At 36.6% G+C, this 23476-nt stretch carries 20 protein-coding genes; 7 read left to right on the forward strand and 13 right to left on the reverse strand.

Translation table 11 applies throughout. The features are described 5' to 3' along the window. Window positions 1–118 precede the first annotated feature (118 nt). Together LZZ90_RS08405 and LZZ90_RS08410 are read right to left on the reverse strand one after the other, a co-directional pair. A complete protein-coding gene (locus LZZ90_RS08405) occupies window positions 119–1978 on the reverse strand; it encodes a recombinase family protein (protein WP_237790246.1) in 1860 nt (619 codons plus the stop codon). Between the two features lie 27 nt (window positions 1979–2005). Next, window positions 2006–2290 (reverse strand): YbaB/EbfC family nucleoid-associated protein, encoded by a 285-nt coding sequence (locus LZZ90_RS08410; protein WP_237790247.1) that lies wholly within the window; start codon window positions 2288–2290, stop codon window positions 2006–2008. A gap of 143 nt (window positions 2291–2433) precedes the next feature. Here LZZ90_RS08410 and LZZ90_RS08415 point away from each other — a divergent pair, with 143 nt between their 5' ends. The 3 genes from LZZ90_RS08415 (at window position 2434) to LZZ90_RS08425 (ending at window position 6006) form a co-directional block, all read left to right on the forward strand. Next, a complete protein-coding gene (locus tag LZZ90_RS08415; protein WP_370640656.1) occupies window positions 2434–4494 on the forward strand; it encodes a S9 family peptidase in 2061 nt (686 codons plus the stop codon). An 81-nt stretch (window positions 4495–4575) separates the two neighbouring features. Beyond that, window positions 4576–5616: a PLP-dependent cysteine synthase family protein gene (locus LZZ90_RS08420; RefSeq protein WP_237790249.1), complete on the forward strand. Its 1041-nt coding sequence runs from the start codon at window positions 4576–4578 to the stop codon at window positions 5614–5616. 60 nt (window positions 5617–5676) lie between these two features. After that, window positions 5677–6006, forward strand: coding sequence for a hypothetical protein (locus LZZ90_RS08425; RefSeq protein ID WP_237790250.1), 330 nt, complete (start codon window positions 5677–5679; stop codon window positions 6004–6006). Between the two features lie 58 nt (window positions 6007–6064). On the opposite strand, the gene LZZ90_RS08430 is transcribed toward LZZ90_RS08425, so the two are convergent. Together LZZ90_RS08430 and gcvT are read right to left on the reverse strand one after the other, a co-directional pair. Continuing rightward, entirely contained in the window at window positions 6065–6775 is a 711-nt protein-coding gene (locus tag LZZ90_RS08430; RefSeq protein WP_237790251.1) for a YebC/PmpR family DNA-binding transcriptional regulator, read from the reverse strand. 109 nt (window positions 6776–6884) lie between these two features. Then, on the reverse strand, window positions 6885–7967 hold the full coding sequence (gcvT, locus tag LZZ90_RS08435; protein WP_237790252.1) for a glycine cleavage system aminomethyltransferase GcvT: 1083 nt from the start codon (window positions 7965–7967) through the stop codon (window positions 6885–6887). A gap of 92 nt (window positions 7968–8059) precedes the next feature. Between gcvT and LZZ90_RS08440 the strand changes: the two genes are divergently transcribed. Then, the gene (locus LZZ90_RS08440) at window positions 8060–8905 is read left to right on the forward strand and encodes an NAD(P)H-hydrate dehydratase (protein WP_237790253.1); all 846 of its coding nucleotides are present in this window, start codon (window positions 8060–8062) and stop codon (window positions 8903–8905) included. A 32-nt stretch (window positions 8906–8937) separates the two neighbouring features. Here the strand turns inward: LZZ90_RS08440 and LZZ90_RS08445 are convergent, their stop codons facing one another. After that, the gene (locus LZZ90_RS08445; protein ID WP_237790254.1) at window positions 8938–10302 is read right to left on the reverse strand and encodes a TlpA disulfide reductase family protein; all 1365 of its coding nucleotides are present in this window, start codon (window positions 10300–10302) and stop codon (window positions 8938–8940) included. A gap of 129 nt (window positions 10303–10431) precedes the next feature. Between LZZ90_RS08445 and hutH the strand changes: the two genes are divergently transcribed. Further along, window positions 10432–11940 (forward strand): histidine ammonia-lyase, encoded by a 1509-nt coding sequence (hutH, locus tag LZZ90_RS08450; protein ID WP_237790255.1) that lies wholly within the window; start codon window positions 10432–10434, stop codon window positions 11938–11940. Window positions 11941–11968: 28 nt separating this feature from the next. On the opposite strand, the gene LZZ90_RS08455 is transcribed toward hutH, so the two are convergent. The 8 genes from LZZ90_RS08455 to LZZ90_RS08490 form a co-directional block, all read right to left on the reverse strand. Beyond that, window positions 11969–12334, reverse strand: coding sequence for a DUF1304 domain-containing protein (locus LZZ90_RS08455; protein ID WP_237790256.1), 366 nt, complete (start codon window positions 12332–12334; stop codon window positions 11969–11971). Between the two features lie 27 nt (window positions 12335–12361). Next, window positions 12362–13408 (reverse strand): acetylserotonin O-methyltransferase, encoded by a 1047-nt coding sequence (locus LZZ90_RS08460; protein ID WP_237790257.1) that lies wholly within the window; start codon window positions 13406–13408, stop codon window positions 12362–12364. 81 nt (window positions 13409–13489) lie between these two features. After that, window positions 13490–13681, reverse strand: a complete 192-nt coding sequence (locus tag LZZ90_RS08465; RefSeq protein ID WP_237790258.1) for a gliding motility protein GldL — start codon at window positions 13679–13681, stop codon at window positions 13490–13492. A gap of 7 nt (window positions 13682–13688) precedes the next feature. Beyond that, window positions 13689–14117: an SRPBCC domain-containing protein gene (locus LZZ90_RS08470; RefSeq protein WP_237790259.1), complete on the reverse strand. Its 429-nt coding sequence runs from the start codon at window positions 14115–14117 to the stop codon at window positions 13689–13691. A gap of 4 nt (window positions 14118–14121) precedes the next feature. Next, a complete protein-coding gene (locus LZZ90_RS08475) occupies window positions 14122–14700 on the reverse strand; it encodes a TMEM175 family protein (RefSeq protein ID WP_237790260.1) in 579 nt (192 codons plus the stop codon). 3 nt (window positions 14701–14703) lie between these two features. Then, on the reverse strand, window positions 14704–15207 hold the full coding sequence (locus LZZ90_RS08480) for a DUF421 domain-containing protein (RefSeq protein WP_237790261.1): 504 nt from the start codon (window positions 15205–15207) through the stop codon (window positions 14704–14706). Between the two features lie 80 nt (window positions 15208–15287). Further along, window positions 15288–16655: a 30S ribosomal protein S6--L-glutamate ligase gene (gene rimK / locus LZZ90_RS08485; protein ID WP_237790262.1), complete on the reverse strand. Its 1368-nt coding sequence runs from the start codon at window positions 16653–16655 to the stop codon at window positions 15288–15290. 76 nt (window positions 16656–16731) lie between these two features. Further along, window positions 16732–19281, reverse strand: coding sequence for an ATP-dependent Clp protease ATP-binding subunit (locus LZZ90_RS08490; RefSeq protein WP_237790263.1), 2550 nt, complete (start codon window positions 19279–19281; stop codon window positions 16732–16734). 263 nt (window positions 19282–19544) lie between these two features. Between LZZ90_RS08490 and gyrA the strand changes: the two genes are divergently transcribed. Together gyrA and LZZ90_RS08500 are read left to right on the forward strand one after the other, a co-directional pair. Further along, a complete protein-coding gene (gene gyrA / locus LZZ90_RS08495) occupies window positions 19545–22094 on the forward strand; it encodes a DNA gyrase subunit A (RefSeq protein ID WP_237790264.1) in 2550 nt (849 codons plus the stop codon). A 16-nt stretch (window positions 22095–22110) separates the two neighbouring features. Continuing rightward, a complete protein-coding gene (locus LZZ90_RS08500; RefSeq protein WP_237790265.1) occupies window positions 22111–23430 on the forward strand; it encodes a tetratricopeptide repeat protein in 1320 nt (439 codons plus the stop codon). Window positions 23431–23476: the final 46 nt, after the last annotated feature.

Below are 23476 nucleotides of genomic sequence, written 5' to 3' on the forward strand. Positions count from 1 at the left end.
ACTAATCTATTAAAAATTAGTACGTTGTCGATTTTGCTTGTCGGGGCTAAAGATTGAATTTTAACAAAACTTTGACATATTGTTTTGCCATATAAAACAATTCAGTTTAAAAGGGATTTTATATATCTGATTTGTCAATATACAACCAATTTGAACGTGGTATAATTTTGAATTGTGGTGTATCGATTAAACCGAAATTTTCACGTGATGCGAGTTCAGCAATATTTTCAACTTCAGTTTTTATATCATCAATATCTGAAACAAGAACATTTTCTTTGAATACTGGTTCATTTACCATCTTAGGGATTGAAATGTATTTATATTCAATTGGTCTTTGCCATCGTGTGCCACGGCTTGCATTAACATCAAGAATCAATTTAAGTGGTAACTTCAATGGAATACCATTAATCTTGATGAACACGGTAATAAGAGTATAATTTTTGGTAATGGTATTGATGATGATTTTATCAATGAATTGTCTGAATATGGTTGATAGTTCTGGTCGGTTGTGCATTGCACCCAGAATCATTTCAGTACTGGCTGATTTTTCATCATACTTTGACAAAGCAATATTTTTTGATAAGATGTTTCCGTTGATTAGACCCAACTTATCTTGACTGGCTTCTAATTCTTTGTTTAAGGTTGATTCTTTTTCAAGATAATATTCTTTGTTTGATGATTGGGTTGATGTATATAAATCAAGCAACTTTATAAGTTCTTTATTTTTGGATGCAATGAATTTTTCCTCATTTAGTTTTTGTTGTTCCAGAATTTTTAATTCAGCATCAATTTGTTTTTTTAAATCGTTGGGATTGTCCAAATACTTTAGAAGCTTTTCTGATTGTAGAAGTTCATTATAAATAACCGATTCAATGTAACTGATATTGATTCTGGGTTCACCGCATGATTCACCTTTATTGATGTTGCTTGTGCAAACATAAACTTTCATGTTTTGGGAATACCTAGCAAAGAATTTACGACCACAACACCCACATCTGAAAAGGTCTTTCAATAGATATTCGTATGTCGTTAAGTAATTGCGATTTGTTTTTGATAGACGTATTTGGGTACATTCATCAAATAGTTCTGGTGAAATGATTGCTGGAGCATTAAATGTTCCATATTCAGCTGGCGTAACGATTACTTTTTTTCCGTTTTCAACCTTTGTTACAGCATCTTTAACTTTGAAGTTTCTTTCGCCTTTATATATTGTATTCTTTAAGATGCTTAATATGGTGTTATCATCCCAAATAATCGTAGCACCAGATTTTTCACTACCATCTTTGAAGGTGATTGATTTATCACCGTGGGTTTTATTTCTTCTGGTAGGTATTTTGGATTGATTTAATGTGTTGGCAATCGATTGAATTCCATTGCCTTCTTTGTAAAGTTGAAATATTAGTTCAACAACTGGTTTTTCTTCTGGGTCTGGAATAAGTTTTTTATTCGCATCACCCATATAACCATAAGCTAAATTTGAACCGTGGATTCTGCCATCAGTTACTTTTTGTAATTTTCCAGACTTAGCCCTTTGTTTGAAGGTCTTTGCTTCTGTATCGGCAAATTCCATTAAGATTTGAATGGCGATTGAAAGGGTGTTATTACGTTCACCGTTTATAACAGAATATTGTCCTACTGATTGTACATATATAGGAACACGTAATTCAGTTAGTGTATCATAAATTTCACGTGTGTTTTTTGGGTCACGTCCAAGACGTGAAATTTCTGTGATGTAAATGCATTTATAATCGCTAGGGACAGAATAGACTTTATTGAGAAGTTTATTTAATTCTGGTCTTTCATAATCTTTTTTGTAACCAGATATTTTTTCAGCATAAATTTCAACATCATTATCAAAATCAAATGTAGGGTCATTTGAATAATGGTTTCTGATTATTGGTGATAAATCAGAAATTTGTCGTTCGTAATCTTGTTTGATTTTTGACGATACCCTAACATACATTACAATTTTGCTCATAATTATTTTTTTAATTATGAAGCAAATCTAGGGCATACATTTGGATAATTCAAATTCATTTACATTAGTGGCTTTCTCGATGGCTTTGTTCATAACTAAAACCAGGTAATCTTCCAGTTGCTCTTTATCTTCTAATAAGCTGTCATCAATAACTATGGATTTAACTTTTCTGTTAGCTGTTAAAGTTACTTTCAAAAGCCCGTCGTTGCTCTGCTCATCTATTAAAACGGTATCTAATCTTTTTTTGGTGTCTTCAATTTTTTGCTGGGTCTCTTTAAGTTTACCCATCATACCCATAATATCTCCAAACATGTTAATAAAATTTAAAATTACTGAACCGCAAAATTAGTAAATTGCTAAGAGATAATTCTATCTTAAAAATGAAAAAACAATTTATTTTAAGTTGTGTTTGCCTTATTTTTGCGGGCTCTAATGCACAAAACAAAATTCCAAAAATGACAAATAAAGTTGCTCCGCCAATTGCGGCTGTAAAACCCAAAAAACTTGAAAAGCACGGGCATATTCGAACGGATAATTACTATTGGCTTAATGAAAGGGAAAATCCTGAAGTTATTGATTATCTGAATAAGGAAAATGACTATTACAATGCAATGACAGCGCATACCAAGCAATTCCAAAAAGATTTGTTTGAGGAAATGAAGTCGAGAATCAAGGAAGATGACAGTTCGGTACCTTATTTATATAACGGTTACTATTACATAACTCGTTACGAAAAAGGAAAAGATTACCCAATTTATGCCCGTAAAAAAGGAAGTTTAGATGCTAAAGAAGAAATCATGTTCGATTGCAACGAAATGGCAAAAGGACATGCTTATTTTCAATTAGGCGGATTAAACGTTAGTGAAGATAACAAATGGTGTGCTTTTGGTGTGGATACGGTTTCCCGTAGAGAATATACCATTCAAATCAAGAATCTTGAGACGGGTGAAATTCTTCCGGTGAAGTTGGAAAAAACTACAGGAGGTTCAACTTGGGCATCCGACAATAAGACTTTGTTTTATACCAGAAAAGACTTGGTGACTTTGCGTTCAGAGAAAATTTATAAGCATAAATTAGGTTCCGAAGCAAAGAACGATCAGGTGGTTTTCCATGAAAAAGACGATACTTTTTCTACTTATATATACAAGGAGAAATCTAAAAAATACTTAGTGATTGGTTCCAACAGTACCATGACTACTGAATATCAAATTCTTGAAGCGAACAACCCTGATGGAGAATTCCGAGTGTTTCAGAAAAGAACCAGAGGGTTGGAGTATAACATTTCCCATTTTGGAGACAGTTTCTATGTAGTGACCAATAAAGATAAAGCGACGAACTTTAAGGTGATGAAAACCCCTGAAACAGCTACTTTAAAGGAAAATTGGGTAGATTTAATTCCGCACAGAAAAGAAACTTTGGTAGAAGGGATCGAGATTTTCAAAGACTATTTAGTAGTTGAAGAGCGCAATAACGGTTTAAACAAAATCAGAATCATGCCTTGGAGCGGAAAAGGGGAGTACTATTTGCCTTTTGAAATTGAAACCTATACGGCTTACACTACAACAAATGTAGATTTTGATACTGATATTCTACGTTACAGTTATCAATCGATGGCAACTCCGTCTTCGGTTATCGATTTTAACATGAAGACCAAAACCAAAACCATCATGAAAGAGCAAGAGGTTTTGGGGGGTAAATTCGATAAGAATAATTACATCGAAGAACGCGTTTGGGCTACTGCTCAGGACGGAACAAAAGTGCCAATTTCAATTGTTTACCGCAAAGGAATTAAAAAAGACGGAACCAATCCATTTCTTTTATATGCTTACGGTTCGTATGGTTCGTCTATGGATCCTTACTTCTCATCCATTCGGTTGAGTTTGTTAGACCGAGGTTTCATTTACGGTATTGCACACATTCGCGGAGGTGAAGATTTAGGACGCGAGTGGTACGAAAACGGGAAACTTCTTAAAAAGAAAAATACCTTTACGGATTTTATTGATTGTTCTAAATATGTAATCGATCAAAAATATACTTCTGAGAAGCATTTGTATGCGGAAGGAGGCTCAGCCGGAGGACTATTAATGGGAGCAATTATCAACATGGCACCAAATTTGTATAATGGAGTAATCGCTCAGGTTCCTTTTGTGGATGTAGTCACTACAATGTTGGATGATTCTATTCCTTTAACGACAGGTGAGTATGACGAATGGGGAAATCCGAACGAAAAAGAGTATTATGATTATATGTTGTCGTATTCGCCTTACGATAATGTAAAAAATCAAAAATATCCTAACTTGTTAGTTACCACTGGATTGCATGATTCGCAGGTGCAATATTGGGAACCGGCTAAATGGGTGGCTAAGCTTCGTGAGATGAAAAAAGGAGACAGTCAATTGTTTATGGATATCAACATGGATACCGGACACGGCGGGGCTTCAGGAAGATTTGAAGCGATAAAAGAAGTGACAAAAGAATACACTTTTTTATTAGATTTAGAAGGAATTAAAAAGTAGATAAAGAATTTTTTATACATTTGCAAGGTTGTGAATGTGTCAAATAATGTTTATATTCACATCTTGAGTAATTTATTTTTTATGAAAGAAGAAATAAAAGCCTATAATAACGTATTGGAATTAATAGGAAATACGCCCCTAATAAAACTAAATACGATAACCGAAGGACTTAAAGGGAATTTCTATGCTAAAGTAGAGGCCTTTAATCCGGGACATTCCACAAAAGACCGAATTGCTCTTTATATTATTGAAGAAGCAGAGAAAAGAGGAATATTAAAACCAGGCGACACTATTATTGAAACCACTTCTGGTAATACAGGCTTCAGCTTAGCAATGGTAAGTATCATTAAGGGATATGATTGCGTTTTAGCTGTAAGTTCAAAGTCTTCGAAAGATAAAATTGATATGCTAAGAGCAATGGGAGCAAAGGTTTATGTTTGCCCAGCCCATGTATCTGCAGATGATCCTCGTTCGTATTATAATGTGGCAAAGCGTTTACACGAAGAAACTAAAGGTTCGGTGTACATCAACCAATATTTCAATGAATTAAACGTAGATGCACACTATAAAACTACAGGCCCAGAAATTTGGGAGCAAACGGGAGGGAAAATAACCCATTTTATTGCTTGTAGCGGAACAGGAGGAACTATTTCTGGAACAGCACGTTTTTTGAAGGAGAAAAATCCTGGAATTAAAGTTTTAGGAGTTGATGCTTTCGGTTCTGTTCTGAAAAAATACCATGAAACCAGAGAGTTTGACAACGAAGAAATCTATCCGTACAGAATTGAAGGGTTAGGAAAAAATTTAATTCCAACAGCCACAGATTTTGATTCGATCGATAAATTCACAAAAGTTACCGACGAGGAAAGCGCGCACACTGCAAGAGAAATTGCTAAAAAAGAAGGATTGTTCGTAGGATATACTTCCGGTGCAGCAATGCAGGCAATAAAGCAATTCGCTGAAGACGGAGAGTTTGACGAGAACAGTAATGTTGTGGTAATTTTTCCTGATCACGGTTCACGTTATATGAGTAAAGTATTCAGTGATGAGTGGATGAATGAGCAGGGTTTCTTTGACAGTATCAATGCTGAAGAAGCTCAAAAAATTGAATTCATAAAATAATCTTCTAGTAAACGGAAGAAAATAGATAAAAGAAAACTCTGCAATTAGCAGAGTTTTTTTATGGAATACTTATTTATCATGGAAGAAGAAGCATTATATAATTTAATTGGAAAAGAAATTCCCGGAGCCGAGCAAAGTCAAATGTTTGGAAAGCCTTGTTTTAAAATAAACGGGAAAGCTTTTGTTTGCTTTTTTCAAAAGGAAATGGTTTTTAAACTTAATGGTGATTTTCATAGTGAAGCCTTAAACTTGGAAGGCGCTCATCTTTTTGATCCATCAGGAAAGGGTAGAGCCATGAAAGAATGGGTACAACTGCCTTACCGTCACAGTGATAAATGGAATATTTTTGCCGTGCACGCGCTTCACTATGTTCAAAATTCAACTAAATAAAAAAGCTCCGAAATAACAACTTTCGGAGCTTTTAAATATTTTGAAAAATCAAGAATAATTACTCTTGCATTGTGTGGAAAACGTTCATTACATCGTCGTCTTCCTCAATTTTCTCTAATAATTTCTCTACGTCGGCAACTTGCTCCGGAGTTAATTCTTTGGTGATTTGTGGGATTCTCTCGAAACCGGAAGATAAGATTTCTAAACCTCTGTTTTCTAATTCTTTCTGAATCGATCCAAAACTTTCAAAAGGCGCATACATAATGATTCCGTCTTCATCAGCAAAGATTTCTTCAACACCGAAATCAATCATTTCCAATTCTAATTCCTCAACATCTTGTCCTTCAGCAGGAATACGGAAATTACAAGTGTGATCGAACATAAACTCAACTGATCCTTGTGTTCCCATTGTTCCGTTACATTTGTTAAAGTAACTTCTGATGTTGGCAACCGTTCTGTTGTTGTTATCTGTAGCAGTTTCAATAAGAATAGCAATTCCGTGAGGTGCGTATCCTTCAAATAAAACTTCTTTAAAGTTTGCAGTATCTTTATCGGTAGCTTTTTTAATCGCGCGCTCAACGTTGTCTTTTGGCATGTTGGCAGCTTTCGCATTTTGCATTACTGCTCTTAAACGGGAGTTGGTTTCAGGATTTGGGCCTCCTTCTTTAACCGCCATTACAATATCTTTACCAATTTTTGTAAACGTTTTGGCCATTGCAGACCAACGCTTCATTTTACGTGCTTTTCTGAATTCAAACGCTCTTCCCATTTCTAAGAATCTATTTTGTTTTGTATGTTTCTATAAATTAGACTGCAAAAATAAAATTATTAATGCATTTTGCCAAAAAAGGAGGTTCTTTCGAGCCTCCTTTTGAGAATTATTTTTTATAAAACGGAAGTTTTACCACTTTCGCTTTCAAATCTTTATTTCTGATTCGGATGTAAACTTCAGATTCCGGAGTAGACAAAGCTGTCGGAACATATCCTAAACCGATTGCTTTTCCTAATGAAGGTGATTGTGTTCCAGAAGTTACAATTCCGATTACAGTACCTTCAGCATCAACGATTTCGTAGTCATGACGAGGAATTCCTCTTTCTAATAATTCAAAACCAACTAATTTGCGGCCAACGCCTTCTTCTTTTTGTTTTTTCAGATTTGCAGAATTGGTAAATTCTTTGTCAAATTTCGTAATCCATCCTAAACCTGCTTCTAAAGGAGAAGTTGTGTCGTTAATATCATTTCCGTACAAACAAAAGCCCATTTCCAAACGTAAGGTGTCACGAGCAGCCAATCCGATTGGTTTGATTCCGAAAGCTGCTCCGGCTTCAAAAACTTTGTTCCAGATTACTTCCGCATCTTCATTTCTGAAATAAATTTCAAATCCTCCTGAACCGGTATAACCTGTTGCTGAAACGATTACGTCTTTTACACCTGCAAATTCTCCAATCTGAAACGAATAGTAAGGCATATTGATTAAATCGATGGAAGTTAAGGATTGCATTGCTTCAGCAGCTTTTGGCCCTTGAATTGCCAATAAGGAATAATCATCCGAATTGTTGATCATTTCAACACCTAAATCATTATGAGAAGAAATCCAGTTCCAGTCTTTCTCAATATTAGAAGCATTTACAACCAACATATAATGATTGTCTGCAACTTTGTAAACGATTAAATCATCTACAATTCCGCCTTCGTTGTTCGGTAAGCAAGAATATTGTGCTTTTCCGTCTACTAATTTCGAAGCGTCGTTCGAAGTTACTTTCTGGATCAAAGCCAAAGCATTTTCGCCTTTCAAAAAGAATTCTCCCATGTGGGAAACGTCAAAAACACCTACGCCGTTACGAACTGTTTCGTGCTCAATGTTAACTCCTTCGTACTGAACAGGCATATTGTAACCTGCAAACGGAACCATTTTAGCTCCCAAACTCTCGTGAACGTGCGTTAATGCTGTATTTTTCATATTGTGCTGTAAAATTATTTTCGAGCGCTAATGTACCGAATTTTTACCGAGTTACAAAGTGATATTATTGTCATATTTAGTAAATTTATGTTATGGAAAAGCATATATTAATAGATCATCAAGAAGTACTGAAACGATTCAGACCAATTTCCGAGAACAGTCATAAAGGGGTTCAGGGACATGCTTTGATTGTAGGTGGGAGTTATGGAAAAATAGGTTCGGTTTGTCTTTCAGCCAAAGCGTGTTTGAAGTCTGGAGCAGGTTTGGTTTCGGCTTACATTCCTAAATGTGGTTACGATGTTGTGCAATCGGTCGTACCAGAAGTGATGGTTTTAACAGATGATTACTATGAACACATCACCTCTATAAATCACAAACTCAGTTTACAGTCAATAGGAATTGGGATGGGAATTGGACAGCATTTGGAAACCCAGCAGGCAATGTTTCATTTCCTGAAGATGAATTCCGCTCCGATGGTGATTGATGCCGATGGGTTGAATATTTTGTCGGAAAACAAAGAATGGCTGGAAATGTTGCCAAAACAAACGATTTTGACACCTCATTTGAAAGAATTGAGACGATTGATTGGCGATTGGAACTCGGATGGAGAGATGTTAGAAAAAGTGATTTCCTATTCCTGTAAATACAATTTGATTGTAGTTGTGAAAGGAGCGCCAACTCTGATCGTAAATGGTGAAAAGATTTATCAGAATACATCAGGAAATCAGGCTTTAGCGACAGCCGGAAGTGGAGATGTGCTCACGGGAATCATTACTGGTTTTTTAGCGCAGGATTATGCTCCGGTGGATGCTGCAATTTTAGCGGTTTATCTGCATGGATTATCGGCAAATTTAGGAGCTGTGGAAATTGGTCATCATTCCTTTATTGCTTCTGATATTATAAATTACTTGGGAAAAGCCTTTTTGACTTTGAAGTAATAAAAAAGGCTACATTATGTAGCCTTTATAAATTATTTGATTCCTAATTCCTCAAATTTAGCGACCAATTTAGGATCGGATGGGCGAGGAGCATCTGCAGAAACAATTTTTCCGTTTGGATCGATTAAAATGAATCTTGGAATTCCCTCAATGGCATATTCAGTAACAAATTTAGAATTCCAGTCGTTGTCTGCAAACAATTGGATTCCTCCTAATTTTTTTTCTTCCACGAATTTTCTCCATTTTTCGTAGTCTTTTTTCGTATCGATGGACAAGCTTACGAATTCAATGTTTTTTCCGTGGTATTGCTCTTCAACTTTCTGTAAGCTAGGGATTTCACGACGACAAGGACCACACCAAGTTGCCCAAACATCGATGTAAACATATTTTCCTTTTAAGCTTTCCAAAGATGTTTTTCCTCCCTTGAAATTCTCATAATCAAATTTAGGAGAAATATTACCCGGAGTTAATGTTTTGATTTTGTTGAATTTAGTAGTAAGTCCTTCTTTGAATTTTACATCAGTGGAAAGTGCCATGATTTCATTGTAAAGCATTGTTGCATCTGGATTTCCTGCTCCGACTTCGTAAGCTAAATTTTGGATGTGAGCATTTTTTATTGCAGTACTTTTTACTTTTTTGATTTCAGGTAAAGCCAATTTGTAGGTGTATTCTTCGTTTTCTCCTAATTTAGAGAACAAATCGTTGTTGAATTTTGTAGCAATAATCTGTTTGTAAGTAGGGGAGAAAAGAAACTCAGCTTCGTTGTCCAAATCAATTTTATTGTCAAATTTCGGAAAGCTTTCAGAAGGTTTAAATCCTTCAATTTTAGCATAATGCGCATGATATTCAGGATAGTTTAATAGTTGAAGCTGTTCGAAGTAACCAATACTTCTCAATTCATTTTTCTTGAAATTTTCATCTGTAATTTTAGATTTGTTAAGAAAATCCACTAAGGTAGTTTTGGTTTCTTTTACTTTGACCAAGAATGCGTTTTCATCCAAAGCATAAAACTCCTGCGGGTTGCCAACTAATTTGTTTGCTAATGTAGATTTTTCAAAAAGGTATTGATTTTCAGTGCTTCCGGCTCCGCTGTATTTTAAAGATGCGGCAAAATTTTTATCATCTGCATTAATTACCAGTTTTGTTCCTTTGGCTAAAAATAAAGAAGAACGATTGTTTTTTGTAGCAAAATTGTATGCACCGGAATAATCAATCTGAAATGTTTCAGAAAATGATCCGTCGGGTTTTAAAGTGATTTCTTTTTCAAAAGATTCTCCTTTAATTCTCAGTTTTCCGTCCTCTGTGTTGGCGATTTTTCCTGAGATTGTGATGGTTTCCTTTGGTGTTGTGAATGAAGCCAAAAGAACAGCCAGGATCAGGTAAAGTGTGTTTTTCATGTTAAGTAGTTTTTTAGTTGCCCAAATGTAGAAAAATTACCTGATAAAATTTCATAACGAAATACTAATAAATATGCTTGCTTTTTAGCGCGTTTTTACGGAATTTTGGCACGCAAACCAACAACTAAAATGGAAACAGTACATTATATCAGTTCCGATGTTTTTTCTCTGGAACTGCTTCATGAAATTATTTCTCAGAATTTTACCCTTGAACTTTCAGAAGAAGCGCGCGTAAACATTGAAAAATGCCGTTCGTACCTTGATAAAAAAATGGAAACACATAACGAGCCGATTTACGGAATCAACACTGGTTTCGGATCGCTTTGTAATGTGAAAATTTCCAATGAAAACCTTTCTCAGCTTCAGGAAAATTTAATGAAATCGCACGCTTGCGGAACCGGAGACGAAGTTCCTCATGAGATCGTGAAAATCATGCTTTTGCTGAAAATCAAATCGTTGAGTTATGGTAATTCAGGTGTGCAATTGGCAACCGTTGAACGTTTGATTGATTTCTATAATAATGATATTTTACCGGTTGTTTACACGCAAGGTTCTTTAGGAGCATCGGGTGATTTGGCGCCACTTGCTCATTTATGTTTGCCGTTGATTGGTGAAGGTGAAGTTTACGCCGATGGATTCCGTCAGCCGGCGATGAAAGTGTTGGAGAAAAACGGATGGAAACCAATTACACTTCAGTCGAAAGAAGGTTTAGCGTTACTAAACGGAACACAGTTCATGAGTTCTTACGGATGTTATATCTTATTAAAAGCTTGTAAATATTCTTATTTGGCGGATGTAATCGGGGCAATTTCTTTAGAAGGTTTCGACGGAAGAATCGATCCTTTCAATGAATTGATCCACATCGTTCGTCCGCACAAAGGCCAAATTAATACTGCAAGACGTTTCAATGAATTGTTAGAGGATAGTGAAATTATTGCACGTCCGAAAGCGCATGTTCAGGATCCTTATTCGTTCCGTTGTATCCCGCAAGTGCATGGTGCTTCGAAAGATACGATCGATTATGTAAAGAAAGTATTTAAAACGGAAATCAATTCTGTAACTGATAACCCGAACATTTTTATTGGCGAAGATTTAATTGTTTCGGGAGGTAATTTCCATGGACAACCGTTAGCGTTAGCATTAGATTTCTTAGGAATCGCTTTAGCAGAATTAGGAAGCATTTCCGAAAGAAGAACCTACCAGTTGATTTCCGGTTTAAGAGAATTACCGGCATTTTTGGTGAGTAATCCAGGTTTGAATTCCGGATTTATGATTCCTCAATATACAGCTGCAAGTATCGTAAGTCAGAACAAACAATTGGCTACGCCGGCAAGTATCGATAGTATAGTTTCTTCTAACGGGCAGGAAGACCATGTGAGTATGGGAGCAAACGGAGCGACCAAATGTTTGAAAATTATGGAGAATCTCGAGCGAATTCTAGCTATCGAATTAATGAATGCTTCTCAAGCTATTGAATTCAGAAGACCTTTAAAATCTAGTGAGTTTATTGAAACATTCTTGAAATCGTACAGAGAAGAAGTTCCGCTAGTTGAAGAAGACAGAATCCTTCATTACGACATTGAAAAATCAATTGCTTTCTTAAACAGTTTACAACTGGATAATGAAGTTTTAGAATAAACAAAAAGCCTCTTAATTGAGGCTTTTTTTATTTCATAAAATGAATGCTGATTATTGCCAGTAATGCCGGAACAGACTGAACATAAAAAATAGACTTCTGAACCGTAATCGCTCCATAAACTCCAGCTATAAAAACACAGCTTAAGAAAAACAACGCAACATGAAAACTCCAATAATGATCACAAATCAGGAGCGACCAGATCAAACCTGCGGCTAAAAAACCATTATACAATCCTTGATTTCCTGCCATTTGTTTTGTTTTTTCAAACATTTCATCGGGTACTTTTTTGAATACTTTTTTTGCGCGGGTTGTCCAGGCAAACATTTCAAGCCAAACAATATAAAGGTGGATAAAAGCCACAAAGCAGATAAGAATTTTAGAGATAATTGTCATGTGAATTATTGTTTAGGATTTTATGTTTTATTTATAAGCAATTGCCGCACTTGTTGGGCCAGCCAAATGAATAATTTCTACTTTTTTGAAACCTGCTTCTTTGGCCCATGATTCGAAATCGGCTCCGGTAAAATCGAAAGCTACTCCAAATTCAATCAGCATATTAAGAGACATCATTAATCCAAAAGTGCTTTTTCTGCGGTCATCGTCGATAAGGGATTCAATTGCAACGAAAGCACCACCTTCAGGCAAGGCATTATAAGCTTTTTTGATCAGCATTTTTTTGTTTTCAAGATCCCAATCGTGTAAAATCATGCCCATTGTAATGATGTCGGCTTTAGGGAATTCATCGGTAAAAAAATTGATGATTCCCGATTTTACTTTGTCGGTTACTCCATGTGCTGCAATAGTTTCATTGGTGATAGGAGTAACTTGTGGTAAATCTAGCGAGGTACAGTTCATATGTGGATTATGTTTGGCAACCTGAATAGAAAGGATTCCGGCTGCACCTCCAATATCACAAAGGGTTTGGTAAGGAGAAAAATCAAACGTATTGGCAAAGGCAACATAATTTCCAGTTGAAATACCAGACATAGCGTGAATAAATTGTTTCAGGCGAGCCGGATCGGAATACAATTCATCAAACATAGATTTTCCGTTACGCTTTAACTCGTTTTGTGGCCTGCCGGTTAAAAGCGCGTCGTCTAAATCTGCCCAAAATCGGAACAAACGATCATTTGCCATCTCAAGAATCCCACCTACATAAGAAGGTTTGTTTTTGTCCAAAAAAAGTTCGGTTTCTTCTGTGTTGCTGTATTCGGCGGTTTCAAGTAATCCGGTTCGGTTTAAAAAGCCTAAAGAAACTAGACCGTCAAGAAAGTCGTAAACTGCACGGTCACTAAGACCGATTGCTTGCTGAATTTCTTTTCCGCTAAGTTTTTTGTTGCCACCAAGCGAAGTAAATACACCGAGTTTAACCGCGGATAATAAAGCTTTTGATGAAAAAAAAGCCATTCCGGTTTCAATGATGCGGGCAGGGGTGATTTGGGTTTGAACTGCAGTTGATGTTTCCATGCTCATTTTAAATTTTTGTTATGAAAAAAAGTAGGATAAAACGACTGAGGCAAAACAAACCTAAAAACCTAAATTTAGGAATTATTTTTTAAAAAGACCGTTCGGATTTTGATCGTTATAAATTTTGAGGATCATTTTAATTCCAGCAATTGCTAGGAAAAACATTCCGAAAATCAATAAGATTGTAGCGTACGGCCAGTGCATAATTTTGGATAAAAATCCAAAGGAAGCTATTATTAAGCCTAAAATAAAGAAAGTACGAATGCTTTTCATGGTAGTTTTAATTTCGTTGTTCGAAAGGGGTGATTATGCCTTCTTCGAGATATTGTTTCATCTGTCGTAACAAATTAGCCCAGCAATAACTTGCAATCCTGAATTCCTGGTTAACATTTTCCCAACCCGAATGATAAAATTCCACATAAGTTACGTTCGGTTTTATCTCTTTTAATTTAAACCCGAAACTTGTTGGGAGCCACTCCGCCATTGCGTGGGTTATTTTATATTCAATATCTTCATTGATTATGAATTTGGAAATTTTTGCAAACCAATTGTACTGTTCGGCAAAATACAGATTGTATTCTTCATTTAGTTCAGGATTTCCACTGCAACGTAACGTCCACCAGTTGTTTAGCCCTTCAGGAGTACTGATTGCTTCAAAAACACGTTCTTTTGTTGCATTGATTGTGAAATCGTGATAAATGGTTGCCATAATTCTATTCTGAATCAATAAGTTTTTCAATGCGATTATCAGGAATCAACCACATTAATGCTACCAAAATGTAGATTATTCCAGAAATAACAGTGTTAAAGTTAGCACTAATAATTCCGATTGTGTACAAAACAGGAGACATTTTACCTTTAAAATCACTCCCGATTGCTTGTGAAAGTACCGAATCGGGACCGTGTTTTTTTAAAATTTGTGATTGAAGTATGTAGTAAGCTATTGCAGCCATCAATAACATTATCCCGTACAACATCATTGGGGTTTTTGCAAATTGGGTTTCTCCAATCCAAGCGGTGGTAAAAGGTACTAAGGAAAGCCAAAACAGAAGATGTAGGTTGGCCCACAAGATAGCACCAGAAATTCGCTTTACCGTATGCATCATGTGATGGTGATTATTCCAGTATATTCCAACATAGATGAAACTCATCAGGTAGCTTAGGAATTTAGGAAATAATGGTTTTAAGGATTCAAAGTCGATCCCTTCCGGTATTTTGAATTCCAACACCATGATGGTAATGATAATGGCTAAAACTCCGTCACTGAAGGCTTCTAGTCGGTTTTTATTCATAAATCAGCTTAAGGATTTGTGCGTTCTCTTTTTATGATGGGTCTGTCTTAACTCATTTTCCCCGGAAATAATACTGATGTTTCCATCAATTTCCAACATTGCCAATTTTACGTCTTTGTAATATTCCACGCCGTGTTCGCGCATGGCTTCTTGTAATTCGTCGGCAGTGATTCCTAATTGGGCAAGTGTTTTGAATTCCGCTTTTCCATTGTGAATTAAAATTTGAGGTTTATCATGAATTAACTCACTTACGGATTTGTATTTGAACATCAGTCTTTTTAGTAAGAAGTTGATCAGAAACAAAACAAAAGCCGCTGTCAATCCACCCCAAAGGCTCGTGTCACTGCCAACCATTGCGTTTTGTACCGAATTGCTAATCAGTAAAATAAGAATAACATCGGAAGTGTTGAGTTGGGAGAGTTCCTTCTTGCCAAAAATCCGCAAAGCGATAACCATAAAGAAATAAACAGCTACACTTCGCAGGATTATGTCAAGATATGCGTTCATTTTTAAAGAATTACGAATTATTAATTTCAAAACCGTACACTGAGCCGAGTCGGAGTGTCATTTTCAAATTATCAATTAAATTACTTCCATTTAAAATTCTTTTCAATCGCTTTAATCATCTCACCGGCGATGTCTTTTTGGGTTGCCCCTTCAATTCCTTCCAAACCAGGTGAGGAATTAACCTCCAATAATAAAGGACCTTTTGATGAGCGAATGATGTCAACGCCGGCTACTTTTAAATTCATGGCTTTTGCAGCTTTAATGGCAATTCGTTTTTCTTCTGCAGTTACTTTCACGACAGATGCTGTTCCGCCTAAGTGGATGTTCGCACGGAATTCTCCCGGAAGTGCTTCACGTTGCATAGCGGCGACTACTTTTCCGTCAACCACAAACAAGCGTAAGTCTTTACCGTTTGCTTCTTTGATGAATTCCTGAACTAAGATGTTGGCATTTAAACTCTTGAATGCATTAATTACGGATTCTGCAGCTTTTTTGGTTTCCGCTAAAACGACACCTTTTCCTTGAGTTCCTTCCAGTAATTTTACAATTAGGGGAGAACCACCAACCATTTTAATTAAATCATTTGTATCTAAAGGTGAATTGGCAAAACCCGTTGTTGGAATGTCAACTCCGTTATTCAGAAGTAATTGCAATGAAAACAATTTATCTCTTGATTGACTGATGGCTGCCGAATTATTCAAAGCAAATACTTTTAATGCTTCAAATTGACGGGTAAGAGCACAACCATAATACGTCATACTAGGGCGAATTCTCGGAATAACCGCATCAAAATCGTTTAAAACACGGCCGCCTCGATAATGAATTTCAGGCGTGTCGGCATCAAGTTTCATGTAACAGTATTTCAGATTTAGGAAATGCATCTCGTGACCGCGCATTTCTCCCGCTTCCATAATACGTTTGTTGCTGTATAGTTCCGGATTACTGGCCAATAAACCAATACGTAAACCTTTTTTTGAAGGTTCTTCGCTATAGTAGTATTCTTTTATTTTTTCAGAAGTAGGTTGTCCTAACAGGTACTTCTGTTCCGGATCGACTAAAATTCTTCCCGACATGGCTTCACGACCTAATAACATTCGGAATCCCATAGAATCACGATTGGTCAAGGTAAGTTCAACTTCCCAAGTACTTCCGCCAATTTCTAAAGGTGTTCTGATAACATAACGTTGTTCGCGATAGCCGCTCGAACTCTTTACAACGCGTTTATCTATTAAAAGTGTTTCGCAGTGAATAACCGCTTTTAAGTTATTTTGTATCGGATTGATGTCGAATTTCACCCAACTTTCACCATTTTTCTCAAAAGGAGTAATGTTAGTAGCGTGAAGAGCTGATGTTTTCGCACCGGAATCTACACGGGCTTTAATTACGGGAATTCCAAGAGAAGGGAAGGAGCACCATTCTTCGCTCCCTACGATTACTTTGTCCAGCATTTTGTAAGTTTTAATAAACTAAAGTACTACTTTTTTCTAAATGCAAAACAAATTTGCCTAAAAAAGAAAAAGCCTACTAATTAGTAGGCTCTTCTGCTTTTTTTATGGTGACTTTTAGTTCTTGTTTTTCTTCGTCCAAGTCCATGAAAATTTCATCACCCAAGTTTATCTTCGAAGTAATGATCTCTTCAGCCAATTCGTCTTCAACATATTTCTGAATCGCTCTTTTTAATGGTCGGGCTCCGAATTGTTTGTCAAAACCTTTTTCAGCGATATAGTCTTTTGCTTTTTCTGATAATTTCAATTTGTATCCTAAATCCGCAACGCGCTCATATAATTTGTCCATTTCGATGTCGATGATTTTGTCGATGTCTTCTTTCTCTAAAGCATTGAAAACAATTACATCATCAATTCGGTTTAAGAATTCTGGAGCAAATGCCTTTTTAAGTGCGTTTTCGATAATTCCTTTAGAAACTTCGGCTGCTTGAGCCTCTTTTGACGAGGTTCCGAATCCAACTCCGGTTCCAAAATCTTTTAATTGACGCGCTCCAACATTGGAGGTCATAATAATAATGGTGTTTCTAAAATCGATTTTACGCCCTAAACTGTCGGTTAAATGTCCGTCGTCTAGAACCTGTAACATCATGTTGAAAACGTCCGGATGTGCTTTTTCAATCTCATCTAAAAGTACAACACAATAAGGTTTTCTACGAACTTTTTCGGTTAACTGACCACCTTCTTCATAACCAACATATCCCGGAGGAGCTCCAACTAATCTTGAAATCGCGAATTTTTCCATGTATTCACTCATGTCGATACGAACTAACGCATCTTCAGAATCAAATAACTCTTTAGCAATAACTTTGGCCAATTGCGTTTTACCAACACCGGTCTGACCTAAGAAAATAAATGAACCAATTGGCTTGTTCGGATCTTTCAATCCGGCACGGTTTCTTTGGATTGATTTAGCAATTTTTAACACTGCTTCGTCTTGCCCAATTACCTTACCTTTAATTAGTTCCGGTAGGTGAGCTAACTTATTACTTTCAGTTTGAGCAATACGGTTTACAGGGATTCCGGTCATCATGGAAACTACGTCTGCAACGTTGTCTTCAGTAACTGTGATTCTGTTGTTTTTGGAATCTTCTTCCCATTGTTCCTGAGCGATAGCTAAGTCTTTTTCGATGCGTTTTTCGTCATCACGAAGTTTAGCTGCCTCTTCGTATTTCTGTTTCTTAACTACCGAATTTTTAAGTTCACGAACTTCTTCCAATTGTTTTTCAAGCTCCAGAATTTGTTTCGGGACATCGATATTGGTAATGTGAACGCGTGAACCAGCTTCGTCTAAAGCATCAATGGCTTTGTCCGGCAAGAAACGTTCGGTCATGTAACGGTTGGTCAATTTCACACAAGCCTCAATAGCTTCCGGAGTATAAATTACGTTATGGTGATCTTCGTATTTATTTTTGATGTTGTTCAGAATGGTAATGGTTTCTTCTACGGAAGTAGGTTCCACGATTACTTTCTGGAAACGTCGTTCCAAAGCACCATCTTTCTCGATATACTGGCGGTATTCGTCAAGGGTTGTTGCGCCAATACATTGGATTTCTCCACGCGCTAATGCTGGTTTAAACATGTTGGAAGCATCTAGAGAACCTGTTGCTCCACCAGCACCAACAATGGTGTGAATCTCGTCAATAAAAAGGATGATGTCGTCGTTTTTTTCCAACTCGTTCATCACGGCTTTCATTCGTTCTTCAAACTGTCCGCGGTATTTTGTTCCGGCTACTAAACTCGCTAAATCCAAAGTTACCACGCGTTTGTTAAATAAAATACGGGAAACTTTTTTCTGAATGATTCGCAAAGCCAAACCTTCCGCAATAGCAGATTTACCAACGCCTGGTTCACCAATTAATAGTGGGTTGTTTTTCTTTCTTCGGCTTAAAATTTGAGAAACGCGCTCAATTTCTTTTTCGCGTCCTACTACCGGATCTAATTTTCCTTCTTCGGCTAATTCTGTCAAATCACGACCGAAATTGTCTAAAACCGGTGTTTTTGATTTTTTATTTGCCTTACCAGCAGCACCCGGATTGTTGAATCCGCCGTCGCGCATACTGTCATCTTGTCCGGAATCATCGTTAAATGACTCGTTCTTAGGTAAGTTATCGATGTAGTCTTCTTCGTTTGATGTCATAGCTATAAATTGTTCTTTAACAAGTTCGTAGTCAATTTTTAATTTATTCAATAGCTTTGTGGTTGGGTCGTTCTCGTTTCGGAGAATACACAATAACAAGTGTGCTGTACTAATAGAAGTGCTTTGAAAAACCTTAGCCTCAAGAAATGTTGTGCGCAGTGCGCGTTCAGCCTGTCGTGTCAAATGCAGGTTTTTCTTTTCTGTGCTTCGGTCTGCATTGGGATTGGGTGGGCTGACAATTTCAATTTTTCGTCGTAAATGTTCTAAATCTACCGATAAATTATTTAATATATTGATTGCGGTTCCGTTACCATCCCTTAAAATCCCGAGCATTAAATGTTCTGTACCAATGAAGTCGTGCCCCAGTCGTAAAGCTTCTTCTTTACTATAGGTAATCACATCTTTAACTCTTGGTGAAAAATTATCGTCCATCTCAAAAATCTTTATACTGTAAATTTACTAATTCTATACTGGTTGTGCAAAAATCGTACCTGACAGAATTAGGCTTCCTTATTTGCTAATAGACGAAAAAAAATCGAGAAAAAAAAGACAAAATAGCAGGTTTTATCAACTTTTTAACTCTTTTTAAATGTTAATAAATCCCTGAAAATTGTGGATAAATTGCTATTGGTTTACTATAAAAATATGTATATTGGCACGTTTAGAAAATAATATAATTTTAATTGTAAATACTTATGTCTGAAGGAGAAAAGTTAATTCCTATTAACATTGAGGATGAAATGAAATCAGCCTACATCGATTATTCGATGTCGGTAATTGTATCCAGAGCGCTTCCTGATGTTAGAGATGGCTTGAAACCAGTACACCGAAGAGTATTGTTCGGGATGTATGAATTAGGAGTATTATCAAACAGAGCACATAAAAAGTCAGCGAGAATTGTAGGGGAGGTTCTTGGTAAGTACCACCCGCACGGTGATAGTTCAGTATACGACGCCATGGTTCGTATGGCACAAGAGTGGAGTTTACGTTATTTGATGGTTGACGGTCAGGGTAACTTTGGTTCCGTTGATGGTGACAGCCCGGCGGCAATGCGTTATACCGAGGCGAGAATGAAAAAGTTCTCGGAAGAAATGCTTGCTGATATTGACAAAGAAACCGTAGACTTCCAGTTGAACTTCGACGATACTTTAGAAGAACCAAAAGTAATGCCTACTAAAGTTCCGAACTTATTGGTTAATGGAGCTTCAGGTATTGCAGTAGGTATGGCGACCAATATGGCGCCACACAACTTAACCGAAGTAATTGACGGAACGCTAGCCTATATTGACAATAACGATATTGAAATCGATGAATTAATCACTCACATTAAAGCTCCGGATTTTCCAACAGGAGGAATCATTTACGGAATGGATGGTGTGCGTGAGGCCTTCAAAACCGGTCGCGGGCGTGTAGTAATGCGTGCTAAGGTGAATTTTGAAGAAGTTGACGGGCGTGAATCAATCGTTGTTACAGAAATCCCATATCAGGTAAATAAAGCAAGTATGATCAAACATACTGCTGACTTGGTTAACGATAAAAAAATTGAAGGAATTTCCACGATCCGTGACGAGTCGGACAGAAACGGTATGCGTATCGTTTATGTGTTGAAACGTGAAGCGGTTCCGAATGTGGTATTGAATACCTTATATAAGTATACACAGTTGCAGTCGTCTTTCAGTGTAAATAATATTGCATTGGTAAAAGGCCGTCCGCAGATGTTAAACGTAAAAGATTTAATTCACTATTTCGTTGAGCACCGTCATGAAGTGGTGACACGTCGTGCAGAATTCGATTTACGTAAAGCAGAAGAAAGAGCTCACATTTTAGAAGGTTTAATCATTGCTTCGGACAATATTGATGAAGTAATTGCATTAATCCGTTCTTCTAAAGATGGTGACGAAGCAAGAGCTAAATTAATAGAACGTTTCAATTTATCTGAAATTCAGGCACGTGCGATTGTTGAGATGCGTTTACGTCAATTAACAGGTCTTGAGCAGGATAAATTGCGTGCAGAGTACGAAGAAATCATGAAATTGATTGCTTATTTGAAAGAATTATTAGCAAGCAAAGAAATGAGAATGCAGGTAATTAAGGATGAACTTGTTGAAATCAGAGATAAATATGGTGATGCCCGTCGTTCGCAAATTGAATACGCGGGGGGAGATGTAAGTATTGAAGATTTAATTGCAGATGAGCAAGTTGTTATTACGATTTCTCATGCTGGTTATATCAAACGTACACCACTTTCAGAATACAAAACCCAGAACAGAGGAGGAGTAGGGCAAAAATCAGCCGGAACCCGTGATTCTGATTTCCTTGAGCACATGTATGTGGCGACGAACCACCAGTATATGTTGTTCTTCACTCAAAAAGGAAAATGTTTCTGGATGCGTGTTTATGAAATTCCGGAAGGAAGTAAAACAGCAAAAGGGCGTGCAATTCAGAACCTTATCAATATTGAAAACGACGATAAAGTAAAAGCGTTTATCTGTACCCAAGACTTAAAAGACCAGGAATACATTCAAAATCATTATGTAATTATGGTTACTAAACAGGGTCAGGTGAAGAAAACTGCTTTAGAATCGTATTCAAGACCACGTGTTAACGGAGTTGCCGCAATTACAATTAAAGAAGACGACGAATTACTGGAAGCAAAATTAACTACCGGTAACAGTCAGGTGTTAATTGCTGTGAAGTCTGGTAAAATGGTTCGATTCGAGGAAGAAAAAACCCGTCCGATGGGAAGAACAGCTTCCGGAGTTCGTGGTATTACTTTAGCTGATGATAAAGATGAAGTAATCGGAATGGTTTCTATCGACAGGGACCATGTAAATGATTCTCAGATTTTAGTGGTTACTGAAAACGGTTACGGTAAGCGAACCAAATTAGTTGACGATGACGGAGAAGATGTGTACCGAATCACTAACCGTGGAGGTAAAGGGGTTAAGACTTTGAATATTACTGAAAAAACTGGCTCGCTTATTGCTATTAACAATGTGACTGATGAAGATGATTTGATGATTATCAACAAATCCGGATTAACCATCAGAATGCGAGTGTCTGATTTACGTGTAATGGGACGCGCAACTCAAGGGGTTCGTTTAATTAATATTAAAGGGAACGATGCGATTGCTGCTGTTTGTAAAGTAATGCGTGAAGAGGAGAGTGAAGAAAACACAGAAGAATTTGATGGTGAAGATCAGACAACAAATGCTTCTGAAGAAACCAACGATACTCAGGAATAATTAAAATTGATATATAATGAAAGTTAAATATTTTGTATTGGCATCTTCATTGATGCTTTCGGCTGCAACTTTCGCACAGAAAGACGAGTTGAAAACTTTAAAAAAGCTATACGCTAAAGATGAGTTGTCTGCCTCAGATATGTCGGAATACAAATCGACATTGAATAAGGTTTCTGCTATGACCGGATTAGCTGAGCAGGATATGGTTTATGTAAACTTTTACAAGTCGATGCTTCCGATTTTGGAAATGAATGATGCGATGGCTAAAAACCCAAATGATGTTCAGGCTGTAGCAAAAAACTTTACACCAACGACCATTAATACTTTAGCTAAAGGTTTGAATGAGGTGCTTGAGTTTGAAAAAAAATCAGGCAAAAAGATTTATACTGATGACATCAATGAGACCATAGGAAGCTTTAAACCAATGATGATGCAGGTTGCCTATGCATATAACGATGGAGGGAAATTTACCGAATCAGCTAAAGTTTTTGAAGCAGTTTATAAATTGGATTCAAAAGACACAACGAGTTTGTTTAATGCTTCAGTTTTAGCAATGCAGGGAAAAGATTATGATTATGCCTTGACTTTACTAGAAGAGTTAAAGAGAATTAAATATACTGGAGAAGGAACTAATTATCTTGCAGTAAATAAAACAACTAAGCAGGAGGAAACATTCCCGGATAAAAATCAGAGAGATTTATTTGTTAAATCGGGAAGTCATGAAAAACCTCGTGATGAAAAAATCCCTTCTAAAAAAGGAGAGATTTATAAAAACTATGCCCTAATTTTAGTTGAAAAGGGTAAAACTGAAGAGGCAAAAAAAGCAATTGCAGAAGCAAGACAACAAGATCCGGATGACACAGGTCTGATCATTACTGAGGCTAATCTTTATTATCAAACTAAAGACATGGAGTCTTATAAGAGATTGATAAATGAAGCATTAGCTAAAAAACCTAATGATGCAGATATGTTGTTCAATTTAGGTGTGGTTTCTTCCAATACTGGTGATGCAGTAGCTGCTAAAAAATATTACGAGAAAGCAATCGCTGTTGATCCTAAATATTTCAATGCTTATAACAACTTAGGTTTGTTAATTATTGCTGACGATCAGAAACTTGTAAAAGAAATGAATTCATTAGGGATGTCTGCTAAAGAAGCAAAACGCTATGATGAATTAAAAGCTAAACGACAAAAAATGTTAGCTGAAGCTGTTCCTCATTTTGAAAAAGCATTAGAGCTTCAACCTCAAAATGAAGGCGTTAAATCACTTTTGTTGGGAGCGTATCAGTTTTTAGAAATGGATGCAAAATATAAAGCTTTAAAAGCTAAGAAATAACAGTTTTTTCTAAATAAAAACCGCACTTTAAAGTGCGGTTTTTTTT

This window comes from Flavobacterium sp. SM15 (assembly GCF_022012335.1).
In the GTDB taxonomy this organism is placed as follows: Bacteria; Bacteroidota; Bacteroidia; order Flavobacteriales; family Flavobacteriaceae; genus Flavobacterium.

What these genes read in the sequence shown, in the direction of transcription:
- LZZ90_RS08430 (WP_237790251.1), bottom strand. Translation starts at nt 6,775, where the DNA reads ATGGGAAGAGCGTTTGAATTCAGAAAAGCACGTAAAATGAAGCGTTGG.
- LZZ90_RS08455 (WP_237790256.1), bottom strand. Translation starts at nt 12,334, where the DNA reads ATGACAATTATCTCTAAAATTCTTATCTGCTTTGTGGCTTTTATCCAC.
- gyrA (WP_237790264.1), top strand. Translation starts at nt 19,545, where the DNA reads ATGTCTGAAGGAGAAAAGTTAATTCCTATTAACATTGAGGATGAAATG.
- LZZ90_RS08420 (WP_237790249.1), top strand. Translation starts at nt 4,576, where the DNA reads ATGAAAGAAGAAATAAAAGCCTATAATAACGTATTGGAATTAATAGGA.
- LZZ90_RS08440 (WP_237790253.1), top strand. Translation starts at nt 8,060, where the DNA reads ATGGAAAAGCATATATTAATAGATCATCAAGAAGTACTGAAACGATTC.
- LZZ90_RS08490 (WP_237790263.1), bottom strand. Translation starts at nt 19,281, where the DNA reads ATGGACGATAATTTTTCACCAAGAGTTAAAGATGTGATTACCTATAGT.
- LZZ90_RS08415 (WP_370640656.1), top strand. Translation starts at nt 2,434, where the DNA reads ATGACAAATAAAGTTGCTCCGCCAATTGCGGCTGTAAAACCCAAAAAA.
- LZZ90_RS08465 (WP_237790258.1), bottom strand. Translation starts at nt 13,681, where the DNA reads ATGAAAAGCATTCGTACTTTCTTTATTTTAGGCTTAATAATAGCTTCC.
- gcvT (WP_237790252.1), bottom strand. Translation starts at nt 7,967, where the DNA reads ATGAAAAATACAGCATTAACGCACGTTCACGAGAGTTTGGGAGCTAAA.
- LZZ90_RS08410 (WP_237790247.1), bottom strand. Translation starts at nt 2,290, where the DNA reads ATGTTTGGAGATATTATGGGTATGATGGGTAAACTTAAAGAGACCCAG.
- LZZ90_RS08475 (WP_237790260.1), bottom strand. Translation starts at nt 14,700, where the DNA reads ATGAATAAAAACCGACTAGAAGCCTTCAGTGACGGAGTTTTAGCCATT.
- LZZ90_RS08445 (WP_237790254.1), bottom strand. Translation starts at nt 10,302, where the DNA reads ATGAAAAACACACTTTACCTGATCCTGGCTGTTCTTTTGGCTTCATTC.
- LZZ90_RS08425 (WP_237790250.1), top strand. Translation starts at nt 5,677, where the DNA reads ATGGAATACTTATTTATCATGGAAGAAGAAGCATTATATAATTTAATT.
- LZZ90_RS08460 (WP_237790257.1), bottom strand. Translation starts at nt 13,408, where the DNA reads ATGGAAACATCAACTGCAGTTCAAACCCAAATCACCCCTGCCCGCATC.
- LZZ90_RS08480 (WP_237790261.1), bottom strand. Translation starts at nt 15,207, where the DNA reads ATGAACGCATATCTTGACATAATCCTGCGAAGTGTAGCTGTTTATTTC.
- hutH (WP_237790255.1), top strand. Translation starts at nt 10,432, where the DNA reads ATGGAAACAGTACATTATATCAGTTCCGATGTTTTTTCTCTGGAACTG.
- LZZ90_RS08470 (WP_237790259.1), bottom strand. Translation starts at nt 14,117, where the DNA reads ATGGCAACCATTTATCACGATTTCACAATCAATGCAACAAAAGAACGT.
- rimK (WP_237790262.1), bottom strand. Translation starts at nt 16,655, where the DNA reads ATGCTGGACAAAGTAATCGTAGGGAGCGAAGAATGGTGCTCCTTCCCT.
- LZZ90_RS08405 (WP_237790246.1), bottom strand. Translation starts at nt 1,978, where the DNA reads ATGAGCAAAATTGTAATGTATGTTAGGGTATCGTCAAAAATCAAACAA.
- LZZ90_RS08500 (WP_237790265.1), top strand. Translation starts at nt 22,111, where the DNA reads ATGAAAGTTAAATATTTTGTATTGGCATCTTCATTGATGCTTTCGGCT.